Genomic DNA, 17,145 nt, shown 5'->3' on the forward strand with positions numbered 1-17,145 from the left:
CAATTGATCAGGATCAAACGCGTTTTATGTTATTGAGATAGGTTTATTGCAAACTATTAAAGATGGGCTTGATGGTGTTTTCCCAAACAGCGGCATTCACATCCCCAATGTGCTTATAACGAATCACACCTTGTTTATCGATAATGTAAGTTTCCGGTGCGCCAAATACGCCTAAATTTAATCCCAGGCGACCATCGGCGTCGATCACACTAAACACGTATGGATTGTGTAGCTCGGCTAACCAATTCTGCGCGTCATCATTGTTATCTTTGTAATTTATACCGTAGATAGGAATGCCTTGTGCTTTTAAGGTGTTTAAAAATTCATGCTCCTGTCTGCAGGTGACACACCAGGTCGCCCACACATTTAACAAGCTTACCCTGCCCTTCAATAATTCCTGATTGGCGGTGACCAGACCGGAGGGATTCTCCGGTGCCGGCAATACAGGTAGCTCGAAAACAGGAACAGGTTTATTTAGCAACGCCGAAGGCATGGCGTTGGGGTCAAGAGACAAGCCGCGCCAGAAAAAAATAGCGAGCACAACAAATACCAACAGAGGTATAAATAAAAATAACCGCTGCTTATTCATTGAGTAATTTTCCTGTGGGCAGATCAACCTGGATCTCTTGTTTAACCGCTTTGCGGTAGCGCTTGTCGGCCACGGCAAGCACTGCCCCTAAGGCCATCATCAATGCACCAAGCCAAATCCAACGCACAAACGGCTTGAGGTGGACACGCATCGCCCATGCAGTTTCAGTGAGTGGCTCCCCCATCGCGATATAGAGATCGCGGAAGAACCCTACATCAAGTGCCACTTCTGTCATGGTGCTGCCCGATGCTAAATAGCGGCGCTTCTGCGGTTTCATTTCACGTAAAAACTGACCATCCTTAAATACAGAAATTTGCGCCTCATCGGCGATGTAATTGGGGCCTTCCACTTTTACCAATTTATTCAATACAAATTCGTACTCAACAACCTGTACGTGCTGACCAACTTCCATCCGGATGTCGCGCTCTTCGGTATAAATACTCGTTAAGCCGACACCGGTTACAGTGACCGCAATTCCCGCATGCGCGATAACCATCGCGTAATAGCTGAGGCTTAATTTTTTTAGGCCATTAACTAACGTTGAACCATTGCGGATGCGATAGAGAGTATCGGCAATAAGTGCAGTGAATACCCAGCTAGCTACAAATACGGTCAGTGCAGCAAGTGGCTCATAGGTATCGCGATAAAAGAGCGGAAATAAAAGCGCAAAAATCAAACTGATTACCCATGGTTTCCACAGGAGTGAAAGGAATTGTTTGCCCGATGTGCGCTTCCAATTAGCCAAGGGGCCAAATGCCATCAGCAGGCACAGCAATCCCATCAAGGGTAAAAAGAACACATTAAAGTATGGCGGGCCGACGGAAATTTTACCCAGATTCAAGGCATCGGCAATTAATGGATAAAGAGTTCCGATCAACACCATAATCATGATGATAGTTAATAAAATGTTGTTGCCCAGTAGCAGGGTCTCGCGCGCAAATAAACCAAAACCGGTTGAGCCTTTTACTACGGGTGCACGCAGGGCATAAAGGGTAAGCGAGCCACCAACTACCAGTAATAAAAACCCGAGAATAAATACACCGCGCTCCGGGTCATTTGCAAAGGCATGAACTGACGTTAACACGCCAGAACGCACCAGAAAGGTTCCCAGCAAGCTCAATGAAAAGGTGAAAATGGCGAGCAGAATTGTCCAGCTTTTGAATAAGCTACGTTTTTCTGTAACGGCCAATGAGTGAATTAATGCGGTACCAATTAGCCAAGGCAAGAAAGAAGCATTTTCCACTGGGTCCCAGAACCACCAGCCACCCCAACCCAATTCGTAATAAGCCCACCAGCTCCCCAAAGCGATGCCCACCGACAGAAAACCCCAAGCCATTGTTGCCCAAGGGCGCGACCAGCGAGCCCAGGCGCTATCCAGCCGGCCTGTCAGTAATGCTGCGATCGCAAATGCAAAACAAACGCTGAACCCCACATAACCCATATACAAAACAGGTGGATGAATAATAAGGCCAATATCTTGCAATAACGGATTGAGATCACTGCCGTCTTGTGGCGGCATAGGCAAAATGCGATCAAACGGATTGGAGGTAAACAAAATAAAGGAGAGGAATCCAATCGCCACAAAACCCATCACCGATAACACTCGCGCCTGCATGTCCAGTGGCAATGAGCGACTGAAAACTGCAACAGCTAACGTCCAACCAGCCAACATTAAAATCCATAACAACAGTGAGCCTTCATGTCCCCCCCACACAGCGCTGATTTTGTATTGAATCGGCAACAGGGAGTTGGAGTTAGTCGCTACATAGCGAACAGAAAAATCGTCGTGAATAAAAGAATAGGTCAAGCAAAAAAAAGCAAAGGCGACGAAAAAAAAGAAGCCCGTTGCCAATGACGGGCCGGAACGCATGAGCAGATGACTGCCATAGTGCGCGCCGATTAATGGTAAGAAAAATAACGCCGTACTCAGGCAAAGCGACAAAATTAAGGCGAATTGCCCTAACTCGGGCGCCAGTTGGACAAAATCAAGAGGCATATTTTAGACCCTCGCAACTGGCTTGATGCTCGCCTTTATCTTTCATAGCTTCTGCCACTTCAGGTGGAATGTAATTTTCATCGTGTTTGGCTAGCACTTCACTGGCATCAAGCTCGCCAGCGTCAGTTACAACGCCATTGATTACTGCAGCTTCCCCCTCGGCGAACAAGTCAGGCAATATTCCATTGAAATTAACTTTTACATCAGCGGTGCCGTCTGTAATCACAAATTGGATTTGCAGCGAGTCACTGGCGCGTTGGACGCTGCCTGGTTTAACGCAACCACCCGCCCGAATACGTTTATTGTGTGGAACATCACCCGCGGCAATTTTGCTGGGCGGGTAAAACAGGTTGATGTTTTCACGCAGCGCGTAAGCCATAAGGCCCACGGCGATGCTGGAAAACACCACAATAAAAATCACAATCATCAAACGTTGTTTACGAAGCGGATGCATAATTCGTTCTACTCTCAAAAAATCATTTAAAGTCAGTGATCTATTGGTGTTGTGCGGGCGCACTTTGGGCTAGCTTGCGTAATTTCTGTTGTTGTTTTATCAGTTTCTTTTGCTGTAGTACCGGATTCACTACTAAAAAGATCAGGGCAATAAAGGTGATCGCATAAGAAGCCCATACATAAGGACCGTGACCGCTCATTGCCATAAAGTCTGCCAGTGATTCAAATTGGAATTTCATTATTTGGACTCCGGTTTGATATTGTTCAGTAAATCACTAACCCATTGGGTTTTACTTTCACGACGCAACACTTCAAGGCGCGTATTAAGGAGTAATACCAAGGCATAAAAACAATAAAAACCAATCACCATTGTCAGCAAGGGATAGAGCATGGATGGATCGATAGAGGATTTGCTGGTGAATTTAATAGTTGCTGGTTGGTGCAAGGTGTTCCACCAATCCACCGATTTATAAATGATCGGAATGTTCACCATGCCCACCAGCGCTAAGACCGCACTGGCTTTATCGGCGGTATCACGATGTTGGAAAGCCTGCTGTAGGGCAATCATGCCCAGGTAGAGAAAAAACAGAATTAACATGGAAGTGATGCGCGCATCCCACTCCCACCAGGTTCCCCAGGTAGGCTTACCCCAAATTGATCCTGTGACCAAAGAAATGAATGTGAGTACTGCGCCTATGGGGGCAGCAGATTTCATCACCATAAAGGGCAATTTCATTTTCCAGATCAGACCCACTGCACCTGACAGCGCCATGATGTAATAACCCGCCAGTGCCAAAAATGCGGCAGGAACATGGATATAGATGATGCGATAGCTATTGCCCTGCTTGTAATCTGCGGGCGCAAAAGCCAAACCCCATACTGCGCCAGTCAGGAGTAACGCAATGCTAATTACCGCCAACCATGGCAGCCAGGAAGTGGTTTTTTCATAAAACCAGCGCGGTGAACCTAAACGATGAAACCATTGCCATGCCATATAGAGTAAGACCTGATTATTATGTTTAACCGTTGGCGCTGATGCGCAACGCGCCCATTGCCGCTATAGGTGCCAAAACAATCGCCAAGGCTAAAAAAGCCCCCAGAATTGCCAATTGCATACCGATTGCACTGCCCTGCACCGCGCTTTGCACAGCACTTGCACCAAAAATGAGAACCGGAATATACAGGGGCATGACGATAAGCGACAACAATAACCCACCTTTACGCAGTGAAACTGTGAGTGCTGCCCCTACTGCGCCAATTAAACTCATGGATGCGGTGCCAAGTAACAGTGAAGTGAACAGTGCCCAAAAACCTTCCGCAGGCAGGCTCAGCATAAGCGCCAGAACTGGTGCCAACAATGTGACTGGTAAGCCGGATACTAACCAATGCACCAGCACCTTGGCCATTACCGCAAAATAGAGTGATTGCGGGCTGATTAACATTTGCTCAAGTGAGCCGTCGTCATAGTCACTGCGAAATAAACCATCGAGCGATAAGAGTGTTGCCAACAGCGCCATTACCCACACAATACCTGGGGCCAAAAGTGCCAACACTGATTTTTCCGGGCTAACGCCCAAGGGAATCAAGGTGATCGCAATCAGGAAAAATACCAGCGGATTCGCCAATTCGGATTTGTGGCGCGCGGCAACTAACAAGTCACGTCGAAAATTAGCAACAAAACCAGCCAACAACGAGAATCCCCCACGATCATTTTTTAATGTCGGATTAGCCATTGGCAGTTGCCCCACCCGGCTCAAACGCTGATGCTGTTGGCTGGTAACCCTGCAAATTAATCATGCGCAGCTGTGGCAAGGTTAAATCCTGATGCGAGGTCAAAATCACCAAACCACCCTGCGTTACCTGGCGTGCGATAAGCGCTTCCAACTGGGCAACACCCGGTTTATCGATAGCGGTAAAAGGTTCGTCAAGAATCCAAATGCGTGCCTGACTTAAATACAAACGCGCCAAGGCCACACGGCGTAATTGTCCGGCGGAGAGCTGGTAACAAGGGGTATCTTCGTAACCGTAGAGACCCACAGCCGTGAGCGCTTGATTGATGTCACTACTATCACCTGTTTGAGCGAGATACCAGGAGAGGTTTTCTGCAGGGCTTAGGGCTTTTTTGATGCCGGCAAGATGACCGAGATAAAGACTGTCGCGCACGAACTCCCAGCGCGCGGTGGCGAGTGGCTGCCCGCTATAGCGGATTTCACCTTCATAATCCTGACTGATACCCGCAATGGCGCGTAGCAAGGTGGTTTTACCCGCACCATTAGGGCCGCCGATTTGCACTAAATCGCCCGCTGCAAAGCGGATGTTAAGGCCAGTAAATAAGCAGCGTTCATCGCGCTCGCAACTGAGGTCGTGCAATTCAAGCAGCGGGGTTAGCAAATCAGTCATGCGGTGTTTCAACCTTAGCTATTTACCTTAGTTATCGACCTAGCCGGGAGTGCCAAAGTCTATCTGGGTCGAATCACAAATCGACACAGCAAAAGGGCGAGCCGCTATACTCATCACAGCTCACTTGTCCGGAGTCCGCATCCTGCGCTTAAGAAACTGCGCGCGATTATAGCCGTGTGGCTCCCGGCAAAGCACCTCAAATTGCGCATTTGATGCGATGAATCAATAATCGGAATCGCTAATGGACATTAACGCTATCACCAATAAATCCGATTTGTCTTTGCGCAGCCAACAGCAGATACAGATCGAACAGGTTAGCGCGCTCGCCAAAACCCTCGGGTTGAAAACGGGCGATCAATTTATTGCGCAGGTGGAAAAAGTTACCCAGGCAAGCCCGGCTGAGCGCGCCGAGCTACTGAAATCAATTGAAACAGCATTAACACAACTCAATAAAAACTCTGCTGCCCCGGCAGTGAAAGCCGTTTTAGCACAGCTACTCGAGCAAAAAGCACTGGCCCAAACACCCAGTCTGAAGCTGATCAATTTGGCGGTATCCAACCCGTTGCAAACCTCGATCAGTGCTACCCCCCCGTTCCTACCCACCTATTGAGCTACAGCATCGAGCCTGTGACTGTTGGGCAATCACTCCTGCTGCAGTTAACGGCGAACCAACGCATACAAATACTGGAGCCTATTGCCCACGAGCAGTTGAACAAGGTGATTAGCTTAATTACATCCTTACAGAGCGAAGGAAAAGCTCTACCAGCATCGCTGTTAGACGTATTGCGCAGTGTGCAACAAGGCAGCGCGCAAGAGCAGCTGGCGATGAAGGCGCAAAACGCTATCAGTGAAAGCCTACGCCAGCTACTGCCCGTTAAAGACCGAGGTCAGGATTTACTGGAGGCCCTGCCGAAACTCACCCAATTTGTGCAGCAAATGCCGCCAGCGTCGCGTGGGGAATGGTTGTCGAGCGAGTTACAGGGTGCCTTGAAAACCGTCGCCAACCATATTCGCCTCACCGATCAATTAACCAATCCCAAACTGCTGGAAACGACGCTCAATAACAACGGCCAGCGTTTTGAACAGAAATTGGCGCAAGCACTTGGCCTTGTTATGGCGACCGCAAATGCCACAGTTCAGCCAGCTGACAAGCAAATCCCAGTAACTACGGCTGCTCAGGCAGGTCTTGGTGCCAGCGCATCAGCTTCTGATAAAAACCAATTGGCGAACAAGCTTTTGACTGCTGGCGCAACTAACCTTCTCGCTGCTGGAGTTGTAGCAAACGGCTCAAAAACGCCAGTCATCAATCTGGATAAAATCATTGCGCAGGATTTAAAAGGTGCGTTGCTGGGCGTGTTACATCAATTGGAACGAGAACTTGTCGCCAGCTCAGCTGCCGCACTGGTTCCTATCAGTGAAACCGGCAAATTGAATCTGGCTGGCGCCCTACCCCAATTGCTTGCCTTTATGATGCAAAAACAACCAGCAGAATTGAACCAAAAACAATTGCGCGCCCAGCTAGTGATGTTAATGCACCAGTACACCCTCGGCAGCCTGGCAAAAATCCAGCTGCAGCAAATTCACACCCTCAGCCACCAACTGACACAAACCGACCAGCCACAACCCACCCAATCCTGGCAGATGGAAATTCCCGTTCGCCAAGGACAAGACGTCCACCCCTTAACTATTCAGCTTGAACAAAAGTGGGTTGAAGATTCTGAAGAGTCCACCGAGAAGGAAGCAAAACGCGTACGGCAATGGAATGTCATGTTGGGATTTGATTTGCCAGCGGTAGGAAAGCTTTATGCGCAGCTCGCATTACTCAACGAACGGCTCAGCGTAAAATTTTGGGCAGAACAAGAAAAAACGTTACAGCAAGCACAGGCACGGCTCGATACTTTCAAAGCGCAATTGGAAAAAGAAGGCATTCAAATCGCACAATTGCAATGTGTACCCGGCTTGCCGCCCACACCCAAAATGTCGGTAAATTATTCGTTAGTTGATATAAAAACCTGATGCCCTGACAGGAAAAATTTATTAACCATTGTGAGAGTCTGGTATGACTGAAACCTATTCCGGCACGCAATTACAAAAGGCTGTCGCTCTGTATTACGACGGAAAAAATGCTCCCCATGTAAGCGCCAAAGGCACCGGTGCAGTGGCAGAGCAAATTATTAATATTGCCAACGAACATGGTGTGCCGCTGTGCGATAACGCAGCATTAGTCGATTTGCTGGTAACGCTGGAGTTAGGCGATGAAATTCCCGAGGCACTTTATATTGCCGTTGCCTACATCATCGCCTTCGCGTATCAATTGGAAGGAAAAGTGCCAGATGCTTGGCAAAACTAACCAAGCATCAAAAATTGTCGGTATGGTTAATTCAGATACTCGTAGTCAATTCTAACATCCACCGGATCACCTGCATTATTATCCAGATTGGAACGGCCGTAGAATCGCATTAGAAATTTGCCATTAGGGTTGTAAGCCAAGTAGATCGGGTCGGCAAAAAAAGAAATAAATGCTTTTGCCGGAGCTATGCGGAAGTGTACCCAATCTGCGCCAAATTCTTTATCGTTTGCTGGCGACTCACTTGCTTTGATTTTGCGCGCTTCCAACTGAATGGTGCTTAGTCGAACTGGCAAAGCAAACTCAAACTTCAAGCGTTTACCCGCCATTAATTGCTCCCAATTCATCTGAATGTAAGCATCAAACCCTGCATCGATAACCAGGCGAGCATTATCGAGAATTACTTTTTCGTTCACATTGGCACTTTTGCCGTGGCTCAGCACTAAACGCGCACCTTGAAATTGGGCTGCTATATATTCATTGTCGCGGTTGTCTTGCAATTCAAAGCTGGGCTGAAAAAACTCTCCCTGATAAACCAGAGTTTTAGTGGCAAAGAGATTTCCCTCTGGCGAAAAATAATCAACAGTTACCGATTTATTTTCATCCAGCGCGGTATACAGCTCACGGTAGGCAAGTTGATTGTTTTCCAGATTGTAGGCGGTACCCGCCACAACATAACTCTTCTCGGCCACAACAGGCAAAGAAACAATAGTGAGCATTAACAATAAAACGCTCATAACATTGGTCGGAATAAGGGAGTTAATGCGGTACATAAGGCTTAATCCTCACACTCAGAAAACGATGCAACGGCAGAACGAGCAGCCACAGGAAGGCTATTATAGGAACAACCTCGGTTAAGGGGCTAGACCATTGTGCCGAAGAAAGCTTAACACCCGCTAAATAACTCAAGGGGCCAGATATTGCCCCCAAAGCTGCAGCCCAATAGGGGCGCTCGTAAACCCAACGCAACGAGTGATTGAGTGTAATCCCCATCAAAATCCAGAGACAAACCAACCACAAGGGCGGCCAGAGAGGAGATTCAACAAAATTGATTTGACCGGTTCTGATCAAAATAAGGTCGTGCGCCAATCCAATCGCTAAGCACAACATCACTGCCACCAAATCGCCAAGGCGCTGCGTCGACAAGAAAAAATGCAAACAGAGCGCCCCTGCGGTGTATAACAATGCCCATTGGCTGCCGCATAAAATGCAAACTAGCCACCCCACCTGAAACAAGAAAATGTTAGTTGCGGTCAATACCAGACTGCGTTTCATTAATCGAAAAACCCTGTGCGATAGTCAGGTTTAGCGAAAACTATCTGGGCTGTTCCTATACTGCGCTCGCGAAATCCGCCTTCACAATAACAAAGGTAAAATTCCCACATGCGAATAAAGCGATCATCAAAACCTTGAGCCCGCACCTCATCCAACTTTTCTGTAAACAAATCCCGCCAGTGTTTCAAGGTTTGCGCGTAGTGCTCGCCAATATCTTCGATGTGTAAAATATTCATGTCGGTTTTGCGTTTAACAAAATCGCTAACAACACTAATAGACGGTAATGAACCGCCAGGGAAAATATAGCGCTGGATAAAATCAACAGCTTTTCGTGCGCGCTCATAGCGCTGATCTTTAATGGTAATTGCCTGGATCAACATCAACCCGTTTGGCGCAAGCAGGCGCGAACAAGTTGCAAAGTATTGCGCGTAATGATCGTGCCCTACTGCCTCAATCATTTCGATTGACACCAGTTTAGTAAATTGCCCCTGGAGATCCCGATAATCATCAAATAGCACAGTAATTTTATCGCTCAAACCTGCCGCTGCAACGCGTGCCAGCGCATACTCCCGCTGCTCTTTTGAGATAGTTGTTGTGGTCACACGACAGCCATAGTGTTGTGCCGCATAAATGGCCATTCCACCCCAGCCAGTACCAATTTCCAATAAATGATCCTGTTCCGTAAGCTGAAGTTTTTCACATACCCGTTGTAATTTATGAACTGCAGCCACTGACAGGCTTGACTCAGGAGCCGGGTAAATAGCTGATGAATACATCATAGTTTCGTCGAGAAACAATTTAAAAAAATCGTTTCCTAAATCATAGTGCGCCGAGATATTTTTACGTGACCCCTCTTTGGTATTGCGATTAAACCAATGAAATACTTTCAACAACCACTGCCCAATAATCGATTGACTATTGTCCAGTCGATCAAGGGCATCCATATTGCGCACAAACAACCGCATCACCTGGGTTAAATTAGGGGTAGACCAATAACCGCTCATGTAGGCTTCACCAGCACCTACCGAACCACCAAAAATCACATCCGAATAAAAATTGGCATCATGTACAAAAATATCCGCCACCAATTCGGTTTGTTCATGCGCTTGACCAAACTCAAACAGCTCGCCCTGCTCATGCACACGCAGGCAACCGCTCTCAAGCCCCCGCAACATGTTGAACAACAACCCTTTGGCGATAGACTGATTGCGTGTGAGTGAGGTAACGCGGTGTTTAGGCGCAAGTGCGATACTGGTCGATTTCACGATTTTTCCCCTGTCGTTTTAAGTTCTACACTGGTGTCAGTGTGCAAAGGATTTATTGTTTGGTGCGAATACACGGGTGCACCTTTAAAAAATAAACGGGCTGCTTGCCAATAAATTGCAAGTGGCACTTTTATCGCGGCCCAAGGTTGAAACCACAGCAATCGTTTTAACAAAATGGGCGACCATGCATAGCGCCGCAAATTGAGAGTGGCATCCATATGGCAGATGGGATTAGTGGTGCCAGTGAGTTTTTTTTGTATAGGCGGTGCATGATTTTCCATGTGCACTAACAAGTTTTCATCCGGGTTTGTACTTACCCAGTGATAAACCATGTCCAATGGATTAAAAGGTGACACATGGAATTTTTTTTCAAATTCAGTTTTGGTTTTTCCCGACTGACTGCTGCATTGTACCAAGTAACAGTGACGTTCATTCCACGGCGTATTATTCACCTCGGCAAGAATCACGCTTGGGCAGTTCGCATCAACTTCAAATAGGTAATACAAGGTCACCGGGTTAAAGCAGAACCCCCACATGCGTAAATTGGTCAGCATGCGTATTGGGCCAAGGGGACAAGAGCCCGCCAACGCTTTCACTTTGCTGCGCACTGCATCTTTTAATGGGATTGAAGGATCACCTAAATAATCGCTACGCAAAAAGCTGCCAATATTTTTTCGATTCAAAGACCAGCCGCGCGCACCAGAAAAAAGTTCAGGCAATTCGTCCAGGTCGATATAAAACAGGGTAGAGTTATAAGTAAACTCATGACGTTTGGGATGAAAACGTCTGTGACGTAACTTACCTTGATAAATAGCGCTATGCATAAGCGCCACTCCAAACATGATAGACGTAAATCATCACCAGATTTCTCCGAGCGATTGCGCGACACGTATCGCAGAAACGACGCCGTCCTCATGAAAACCATTGCGCCAATAAGCACCGCAAAAATGTGTTTTGTTTACGCCACTGATCTCTGCCCAACGCGCCTGCGCTGTAATGGAATCAAGTGTGAACATGGGGTGGCTGTAGCGATAACGGCCGTAGACCTTTTCCGGATCAATGCCATCACCTGCATTAACCGATACACAAAAGGTAACCGGCGCACTCAGCCTTTGCAAAATATTCATATTGTAAGTGAGTGCCGTTGCATCGGCAGACTCATCCAATAGCAAATAATTCCAACTGGCCCAAGCACGGGTGGATTTTGGCAAATAGCGAACATCGCTGTGTAAAACAACGTCGTTGGGCTTGTAGGGAATCGCCGATAAAATTTCATATTCAGCTGTACTGGGGTCAGCTAATAATTTAAGTGCTTGGTCGCTATGGCAGGCGAATACAACTTCATCAAACAATTCTTCGCCAAACTTGGTACTGGTAACCAGCACACCTTCTGCCACACGTTTTACTGAGCTGATAGCGCAGTTGGTATGGATGTTTTGTTGATAAGAGCGTGTTAGCGGCTCCAGATACTGGTGCGAACCACCTTTGATCGTAAACCACTGGGGCTGTTGGGTCACGGTGAGCAAACCGTGGTTGTGAAAGAAGCGCACAAAAAACACCAGCGGCATAGCGGCTGCCGTTTCCAGCCCGGAAGACCAAATAGCAGAGACCATGGGCAATATATAAAAGCGACGAAATCTCTCGCTATAGCTTTGCTCATGCAAATAATCACCCAAGGTTTTTTCCGTTGGAATGTCATCTGAGTGGTAAAGTTGGGTGCAGGCTTTATTAAACTGCACTATTTCATTAAGCATGCGCAGGTGAGCAAGGCTAAAAATATTTTTACGTTGGGCAAATACACCATTCAAAGAAGTACCGCTGTACTCAAATTGACTGGTAGTGCAAGAAACACTAAAACCCATATCCGTAGGCTGATAAGCAACGCCTAACAGCTCAAGCAATTTAATAAAATTGGGATAGGTGCGATCGTTAAACACAATAAAACCGGTATCAACATCGAATTGTTCATCACCCAAGCTGACCGTTTTAGTTGCGGTATGACCACCAATTTCATTGTTAGACTCAAACACATGCACATCGTGTCGACGTGCCAATAAATAGGCGCTCAATAAGCCGCTAATACCGCTGCCGATAATGGCAATTTTTTTACGTATCAGTGATGACATTTATTTACTCTTATCCAGGTACTTACCAATTCATATTCAATTTTTAGCAAAGAAAAGATTCAGCCCGAGTTTCGGGAAATTTTTTTCAATAACGCTGTTTGTAATTTCAGTGGTAGATACGCGATAAAGTTCATGATCCACACCAACTGCCACGGGAATGAAATAATCCACTTACGTTTAGCGATACCCTGTACTATTTTTTTCACAGCGAAATCGCTCTCCACCGCAAATGGCATAGGAAAATCGTTGCGTGCTGTCAGCGGCGTTTTTACAAAACCGGGTCGCACAATGGAAATATCAATCGCTTCTTTAACCAGGTCCACGCGCAGTGAATTAAATAAATATTCAAGCGCCGCCTTGGAAGCGCCATAAGCTTGTGAGCGCGGCATTGGTAAAATACTGGCCATGCTGGAAACGCCCACTAATTGCGACCCTTGGCGTTTGCGTAACAAGGGCAAACAAAACTGCAAACTGTTCAATGTGCCGCGCCAATTAATAGCCATTACTTTGTCGAACGGCTCCATGGATAAGTTATAGACATCCACATATTCACAGGTGCCCGCATTTAGAATCGCGATATCCAAGTAATCAGTTTGCGAGTGAATGGTCTCTGCGGCGCGCAGGCAATCAGTGTCGCTGGTCAAATCCACCGGTACCGCAATACAGCTGGCAGGATAAGCCGCAACCAGCTCCGCCAAACTTTCGGCCGAACGCGCCAACGCAAATACCCTCTCCCCTGCAGCTAGATAACTGCGCGCCAATTCACGCCCAATTCCGCTGGAGGCACCAGTAATTAAAATCGTGCGTTGCGCGGCAGCAGGTGTCATGGCAATAACTCTAGGTAGTGGCAACAGGCGGTAAATTTTTGAATAGCGCAATCGTGGCTTTGCGGCTCTCTGACAAATCAACAATGGGTCGCGGGTACTTAATCAAGGGCGGCGGATTGTGGATTTCCTTGGCAGATAAATGCGCTACTTCTGGTACCCACTTACGAATGAAATCGCCTTTTGGATCAAAGCGTTCCGATTGACTGCAGGGATTAAAAATACGGAAATAAGGGGCGGCATCGGTACCGGTAGATGCGCTCCACTGCCAGCCACCGTTATTGGCTGCAAAATCGCCATCAATCAGCTGCGACATAAAATATTGCTCGCCCCAGCGCCAATCAATTTGGCAATTTTTAGTGAGAAACATCGCCACCACCATGCGTAAGCGATTGTGCATCCACCCAGTGGCGTTTAACTGGCGCATGGCTGCATCGACAATGGGAATGCCGGTCATGCCTTTGCACCAAGCTTCAAATAAAGCAGTATCTTTTTGCCAGGGAAACGCTTCGGTGTGCGCCTGCATCGCTTTGCGTTTGCACACTTGCGGGTAGTCCACCACCACATGTTGGTAGAACTCACGCCAGATTAATTCACTGATCCAACAAGCGGCGCCGGCATTACCACTCCAATCGCCATAGGTGTAGGCAAGCACTGCAGATAAAGCCTGCCGTGGCGAAAGAGAACCCACGGCAAAATAGGGAGAGAGTGTGGATGTACCTGCAATAGCGGGATAGTCGCGCTGATCCAGATATTGGGTGAGACCATTGGCGATAAAGTCATCCAGCCGGCGATATGCCTCCTGTTCACCAGCAGGCCAAAGCGCCGAAAGGTCGCGTAAATCATGGCCTGAAAATAGTTGATCTATCGCATCTGGCGAACAAGCTTTGATAACGGAGTCCAATGTTTGCGATTGTGGCAACGCCAATGGTGTTAGCGACAGGGGCATAACTGTTTGCAGCCACTTCTTTTTAAACGCGGTAAATACTTTGTAAGGCTCGCCTTGACCATTGCGCACCATGCCGGGTGGCACAATGCAGCGATCATGGCAGCGTTTTACAGCGATGCCCTGCTCGCGCAGCAATTGATTGGCAGCCATATCGCGATTTAATTCATTAACCGGATATTCCGCATTAAAAAAACAATGGCTCGCATTCACACTTTGTGCGAGACGCAATAATTCCGGTGCGATCTGCGCGGGTTTTTCCACCCGGCTCACCAACAGCGTAATATTCAGCCTTGCCAACTCGTTGCGCAAAATATGCAAGTGACGACGAATAAAGTCGCGCTGGGCGGCAGACTGATCATGCAACCGCACATAGGCATCGCAATGAATATAAACAGCGACCACACCGGCACCCAACTCTGCCGCTTTAAACAACGCCGGGTTATCGCGCAAACGCAAATCGTGACGCAACCACACTAAAGCCGTCATTTGGCACCTATGCGTTTTTTAACGTAGCGAATCGCGGCACCCAATAAGGGTAAATGCTCATACAGCATAGAGCCGGCATCAAAATAATCGCGGTGGTAATAAACTTTTTCGTTGAACAGCAGGTGACTATTACCCGTGAGTTCAAGTGGTTTTCCTCCGGCAATTTTTTTGTGCCGGTAGTGCATGGTCCAAAACAGAATGGCTTCACCGCGCTCTATCATTTCCAATGAATGATGGAATTCAAAGCGACACTCAAGCAAGTCATCCATCATCCCACCAAAATATTGCGCAAGATTATTAATACCATTTACGGCGTGTAATGGATCGCGAAACTGTATGTCCTCGCTATAAATTTCCGGCAGAGTTTTGAGAATTTTTTTATCAAAGCGCATATACATGGCACGCACTTTTTGTGGAACTGTTGGCGTCATAGAGACGAATCATCCCTTCAAAAATTGATTAATAAATAAAACGGCCTCTTGCTGGTTAGTGCAAGGCTTCACCGCAGGTTGCCCGGCCAAATCAAGTGCGGGGATTGGTGCAATCAACTCTCCCACCACCACAATTTGTACCGCGGACTTTTCCAGTAAGCTTGTTAAGTGTAGTTGTAAGCCTGCAGCATTCACGGTGTCGTAACCTATAAGCACAACTATTTTTGCATTAAGCGCCTGACATGCCAGCAGCGCTTCCTGTGGATTCAAGTACCCCAGGTATTCAATCGGATGCTGGTTAATTAACAGGCTATAACCGAATAACTGTGCCAGTAGCGGATTCTCTTGTTCTGTAGGAGACAACAACAAAATTCGCTCGCCCGCTGCTGATTGGCGCTGCCGCGCTTGCGCCTCTAAAATCATCTCCAGCGCCAGATTTGAAAAAAAAGCACGCCGTGCACTCATACCTGGTTCGTTTCCTGCCAAGTCATCCATCAGTGGTACAAATAAATAATCGGCAACCATCTCCGCCGGATAAAGCGCGAGCGTATCGGCGATTAATCGCTCGAGTGGCTTGCGCTGAAAATTATTAATGGCAGTATAAATTTGCTGCGCGAGTTGAATCCAATTTGAATCAATAACTTGCTCATTTTGCGCCAGGGTTTGATTGGCCAGCAGCGCTTTTACTTTGCTAATAGCCAAGCCGCGCCCGAGCCACAACTGCACCTCTTTAACACGCTGGATATCGCTACGACTGTAGAGCCGGTGGCCTTTGCTGGTTCGCTGGGGAACTAATAAACCATAACGGCGCTCCCACGCCCGCAGTGTTACGGTATTGACGCCCGTCACACGCGATATCTCGCGAATTGGAACCAGCGCTGCATCAACTGATTCGCCCTCGAGTGGCAATGATTGAGTGCTACTCATTGTCAGCTGTTCTCAATGATGTGGTTACGTAAACCCAGCTGTTCTGGATGCGGTGACCAAAAGGTTTGTGATTTAAGGTAAGGGTTTTCCAACTTGAGCAGATGGTGTTTTAACAGGGTCAAGGGCACCACCAAAGGCACCATGCCAGCTTTGTAGGAATCAATGAGCTGTGACAACTCTTGCTTGTCCTGAGTGCTCAGAATTTCTTTGAGGTAGCCACGCAAGTGCATCATGGCGTTGGTATTGCCTTTGCGCGTGGCGTGGTGTGAAAGTGCAGCCATGAATAATTGAAAAAAATGATCGCAGCTGGCTTGAATATCACGCCCGCCAAGGTTGGATAAAAAACGCCCTATCTCAAAATAACTGGGCACATGGTGGGCCATCACCTGATATTTATAGCGAGAGTAAAAGTTAATCAGCTTTTTGGCAGTGGGTTCATGGGCAAGGTGCTTTTTAAAATCGTGAAATGCAAATACACGGGTGAGAAAGTTATCGCGCAGCCCCGCATCATTCAGGCGCCCTGCTTCTTCCACCGGTAAATGAGGCATCAGCTCCATAAAACGTTTGGCATAAGCACCGCGCCCTTTGGCATCCATGGTGTAACCATTAGTGCGATAGCGTTTCATGCCATAAACCCCACAGCTGGGGGAGTTTTGCATGAATACATAGCCGCAGATGTCCGGCATTTGTGCAACGGCCAACTCAGCTTGAGCCACCAAAGCATCAGTGACATCCAGCTCGGGATTGGTGACACCAACAACCCGGGTCTCGTCACCAATTACCATCAAGCGGATTGGTTTACGCGGAATTCCCAGACCGATAGCCACTTCCGGGCATACAGGGCGGAACTCGATGAAGTTGGAGAGTACGTCTGTTAAATAGCGGCTACGTTTGTGGCCACCATCAAAACGCACTTGCTCGCCCAAGAGACACTGGCTAACACCTACAGGAATCTTGATCATGGAAAACCTATACAAATAATTGGTGATGTATAAGTTTTAATACACAAGCCTATACAAAGCAAATTATTTGTATAACTTATTCAAAAATAATCGAAAAACCGACAGTTAAATACAC

Annotated in this window: 20 protein-coding genes; 3 read left to right on the forward strand and 17 right to left on the reverse strand. The window is 47.4% G+C overall.

Translation table 11 applies throughout. The features are described from left to right. Positions 1-43: 43 nt before the first annotated feature. Genes D0B88_RS13490 through ccmA form a run of 7 tightly spaced genes read right to left on the reverse strand, consistent with a single transcriptional unit; the run spans position 44 to position 5,438 of the window. Positions 44-589 carry a DsbE family thiol:disulfide interchange protein gene (locus D0B88_RS13490; RefSeq protein WP_007641318.1) on the reverse strand — a complete coding sequence of 182 codons (546 nt, stop codon included), beginning with the start codon at positions 587-589 and terminating at the stop codon, positions 44-46. Continuing rightward, on the reverse strand, positions 582-2,585 hold the full coding sequence (locus D0B88_RS13495) for a heme lyase CcmF/NrfE family subunit (protein ID WP_007641320.1): 2,004 nt from the start codon (positions 2,583-2,585) through the stop codon (positions 582-584). Before D0B88_RS13495 ends, D0B88_RS13490 begins: the two co-directional genes overlap by 8 nt. Further along, positions 2,575-3,039 carry a cytochrome c maturation protein CcmE gene (gene ccmE, locus D0B88_RS13500; protein ID WP_040391731.1) on the reverse strand — a complete coding sequence of 155 codons (465 nt, stop codon included), beginning with the start codon at positions 3,037-3,039 and terminating at the stop codon, positions 2,575-2,577. Before ccmE ends, D0B88_RS13495 begins: the two co-directional genes overlap by 11 nt. 40 nt (positions 3,040-3,079) lie before the next feature. Next, the gene (ccmD, locus tag D0B88_RS13505) at positions 3,080-3,277 is read right to left on the reverse strand and encodes a heme exporter protein CcmD (RefSeq protein WP_007641328.1); all 198 of its coding nucleotides are present in this window, start codon (positions 3,275-3,277) and stop codon (positions 3,080-3,082) included. Further along, positions 3,277-4,032, reverse strand: coding sequence for a heme ABC transporter permease (locus D0B88_RS13510; RefSeq protein WP_151057792.1), 756 nt, complete (start codon positions 4,030-4,032; stop codon positions 3,277-3,279). The genes ccmD and D0B88_RS13510 overlap by 1 nt, the downstream gene beginning before the upstream one ends. A 25-nt stretch (positions 4,033-4,057) precedes the next feature. Continuing rightward, a complete protein-coding gene (gene ccmB / locus D0B88_RS13515) occupies positions 4,058-4,771 on the reverse strand; it encodes a heme exporter protein CcmB (protein ID WP_151057794.1) in 714 nt (237 codons plus the stop codon). Continuing rightward, a complete protein-coding gene (gene ccmA, locus D0B88_RS13520) occupies positions 4,764-5,438 on the reverse strand; it encodes a cytochrome c biogenesis heme-transporting ATPase CcmA (protein ID WP_007641342.1) in 675 nt (224 codons plus the stop codon). The genes ccmB and ccmA overlap by 8 nt, the downstream gene beginning before the upstream one ends. A 241-nt stretch (positions 5,439-5,679) precedes the next feature. Between ccmA and D0B88_RS13525 the strand changes: the two genes are divergently transcribed. The 3 genes from D0B88_RS13525 to D0B88_RS13535 are packed head-to-tail and all read left to right on the forward strand — an operon-like array spanning position 5,680 to position 7,788. Next, the gene (locus D0B88_RS13525; protein ID WP_151057796.1) at positions 5,680-6,048 is read left to right on the forward strand and encodes a hypothetical protein; all 369 of its coding nucleotides are present in this window, start codon (positions 5,680-5,682) and stop codon (positions 6,046-6,048) included. Between the two features lie 17 nt (positions 6,049-6,065). Further along, positions 6,066-7,454, forward strand: coding sequence for a flagellar hook-length control protein FliK (locus tag D0B88_RS13530; protein ID WP_151057798.1), 1,389 nt, complete (start codon positions 6,066-6,068; stop codon positions 7,452-7,454). Between the two features lie 43 nt (positions 7,455-7,497). After that, the gene (locus D0B88_RS13535; RefSeq protein ID WP_007641348.1) at positions 7,498-7,788 is read left to right on the forward strand and encodes an EscU/YscU/HrcU family type III secretion system export apparatus switch protein; all 291 of its coding nucleotides are present in this window, start codon (positions 7,498-7,500) and stop codon (positions 7,786-7,788) included. 26 nt (positions 7,789-7,814) lie between these two features. Here the strand turns inward: D0B88_RS13535 and D0B88_RS13540 are convergent, their stop codons facing one another. Genes D0B88_RS13540 through D0B88_RS13585 form a run of 10 tightly spaced genes read right to left on the reverse strand, consistent with a single transcriptional unit; the run spans position 7,815 to position 17,030 of the window. Continuing rightward, positions 7,815-8,558 carry a hypothetical protein gene (locus D0B88_RS13540; protein WP_225318369.1) on the reverse strand — a complete coding sequence of 248 codons (744 nt, stop codon included), beginning with the start codon at positions 8,556-8,558 and terminating at the stop codon, positions 7,815-7,817. Further along, positions 8,545-9,060, reverse strand: coding sequence for a DUF2878 domain-containing protein (locus D0B88_RS19285; RefSeq protein ID WP_151057800.1), 516 nt, complete (start codon positions 9,058-9,060; stop codon positions 8,545-8,547). The genes D0B88_RS13540 and D0B88_RS19285 overlap by 14 nt, the downstream gene beginning before the upstream one ends. After that, a complete protein-coding gene (locus D0B88_RS13550) occupies positions 9,060-10,325 on the reverse strand; it encodes a cyclopropane-fatty-acyl-phospholipid synthase family protein (protein ID WP_151057802.1) in 1,266 nt (421 codons plus the stop codon). The genes D0B88_RS19285 and D0B88_RS13550 overlap by 1 nt, the downstream gene beginning before the upstream one ends. Continuing rightward, a complete protein-coding gene (locus D0B88_RS13555) occupies positions 10,322-11,149 on the reverse strand; it encodes a DUF1365 domain-containing protein (RefSeq protein ID WP_191966436.1) in 828 nt (275 codons plus the stop codon). Before D0B88_RS13555 ends, D0B88_RS13550 begins: the two co-directional genes overlap by 4 nt. A 33-nt stretch (positions 11,150-11,182) precedes the next feature. Continuing rightward, positions 11,183-12,451 carry an NAD(P)/FAD-dependent oxidoreductase gene (locus D0B88_RS13560; RefSeq protein WP_151057806.1) on the reverse strand — a complete coding sequence of 423 codons (1,269 nt, stop codon included), beginning with the start codon at positions 12,449-12,451 and terminating at the stop codon, positions 11,183-11,185. Positions 12,452-12,510: 59 nt separating this feature from the next. Beyond that, on the reverse strand, positions 12,511-13,278 hold the full coding sequence (locus tag D0B88_RS13565; RefSeq protein WP_151057808.1) for an SDR family oxidoreductase: 768 nt from the start codon (positions 13,276-13,278) through the stop codon (positions 12,511-12,513). Between the two features lie 10 nt (positions 13,279-13,288). Continuing rightward, entirely contained in the window at positions 13,289-14,710 is a 1,422-nt protein-coding gene (locus D0B88_RS13570) for a deoxyribodipyrimidine photo-lyase (protein WP_191966437.1), read from the reverse strand. Then, positions 14,707-15,141, reverse strand: coding sequence for a nuclear transport factor 2 family protein (locus tag D0B88_RS13575; protein WP_151057809.1), 435 nt, complete (start codon positions 15,139-15,141; stop codon positions 14,707-14,709). The genes D0B88_RS13570 and D0B88_RS13575 overlap by 4 nt, the downstream gene beginning before the upstream one ends. A gap of 9 nt (positions 15,142-15,150) precedes the next feature. Continuing rightward, positions 15,151-16,068, reverse strand: a complete 918-nt coding sequence (locus tag D0B88_RS13580; protein ID WP_151057811.1) for a MerR family transcriptional regulator — start codon at positions 16,066-16,068, stop codon at positions 15,151-15,153. A 2-nt stretch (positions 16,069-16,070) separates the two neighbouring features. After that, positions 16,071-17,030, reverse strand: a complete 960-nt coding sequence (locus D0B88_RS13585) for a DUF523 and DUF1722 domain-containing protein (RefSeq protein WP_151057812.1) — start codon at positions 17,028-17,030, stop codon at positions 16,071-16,073. Positions 17,031-17,145 lie beyond the last annotated feature (115 nt).

The organism is Cellvibrio sp. KY-YJ-3, assembly GCF_008806955.1.
Classification (GTDB): domain Bacteria; phylum Pseudomonadota; class Gammaproteobacteria; order Pseudomonadales; family Cellvibrionaceae; genus Cellvibrio.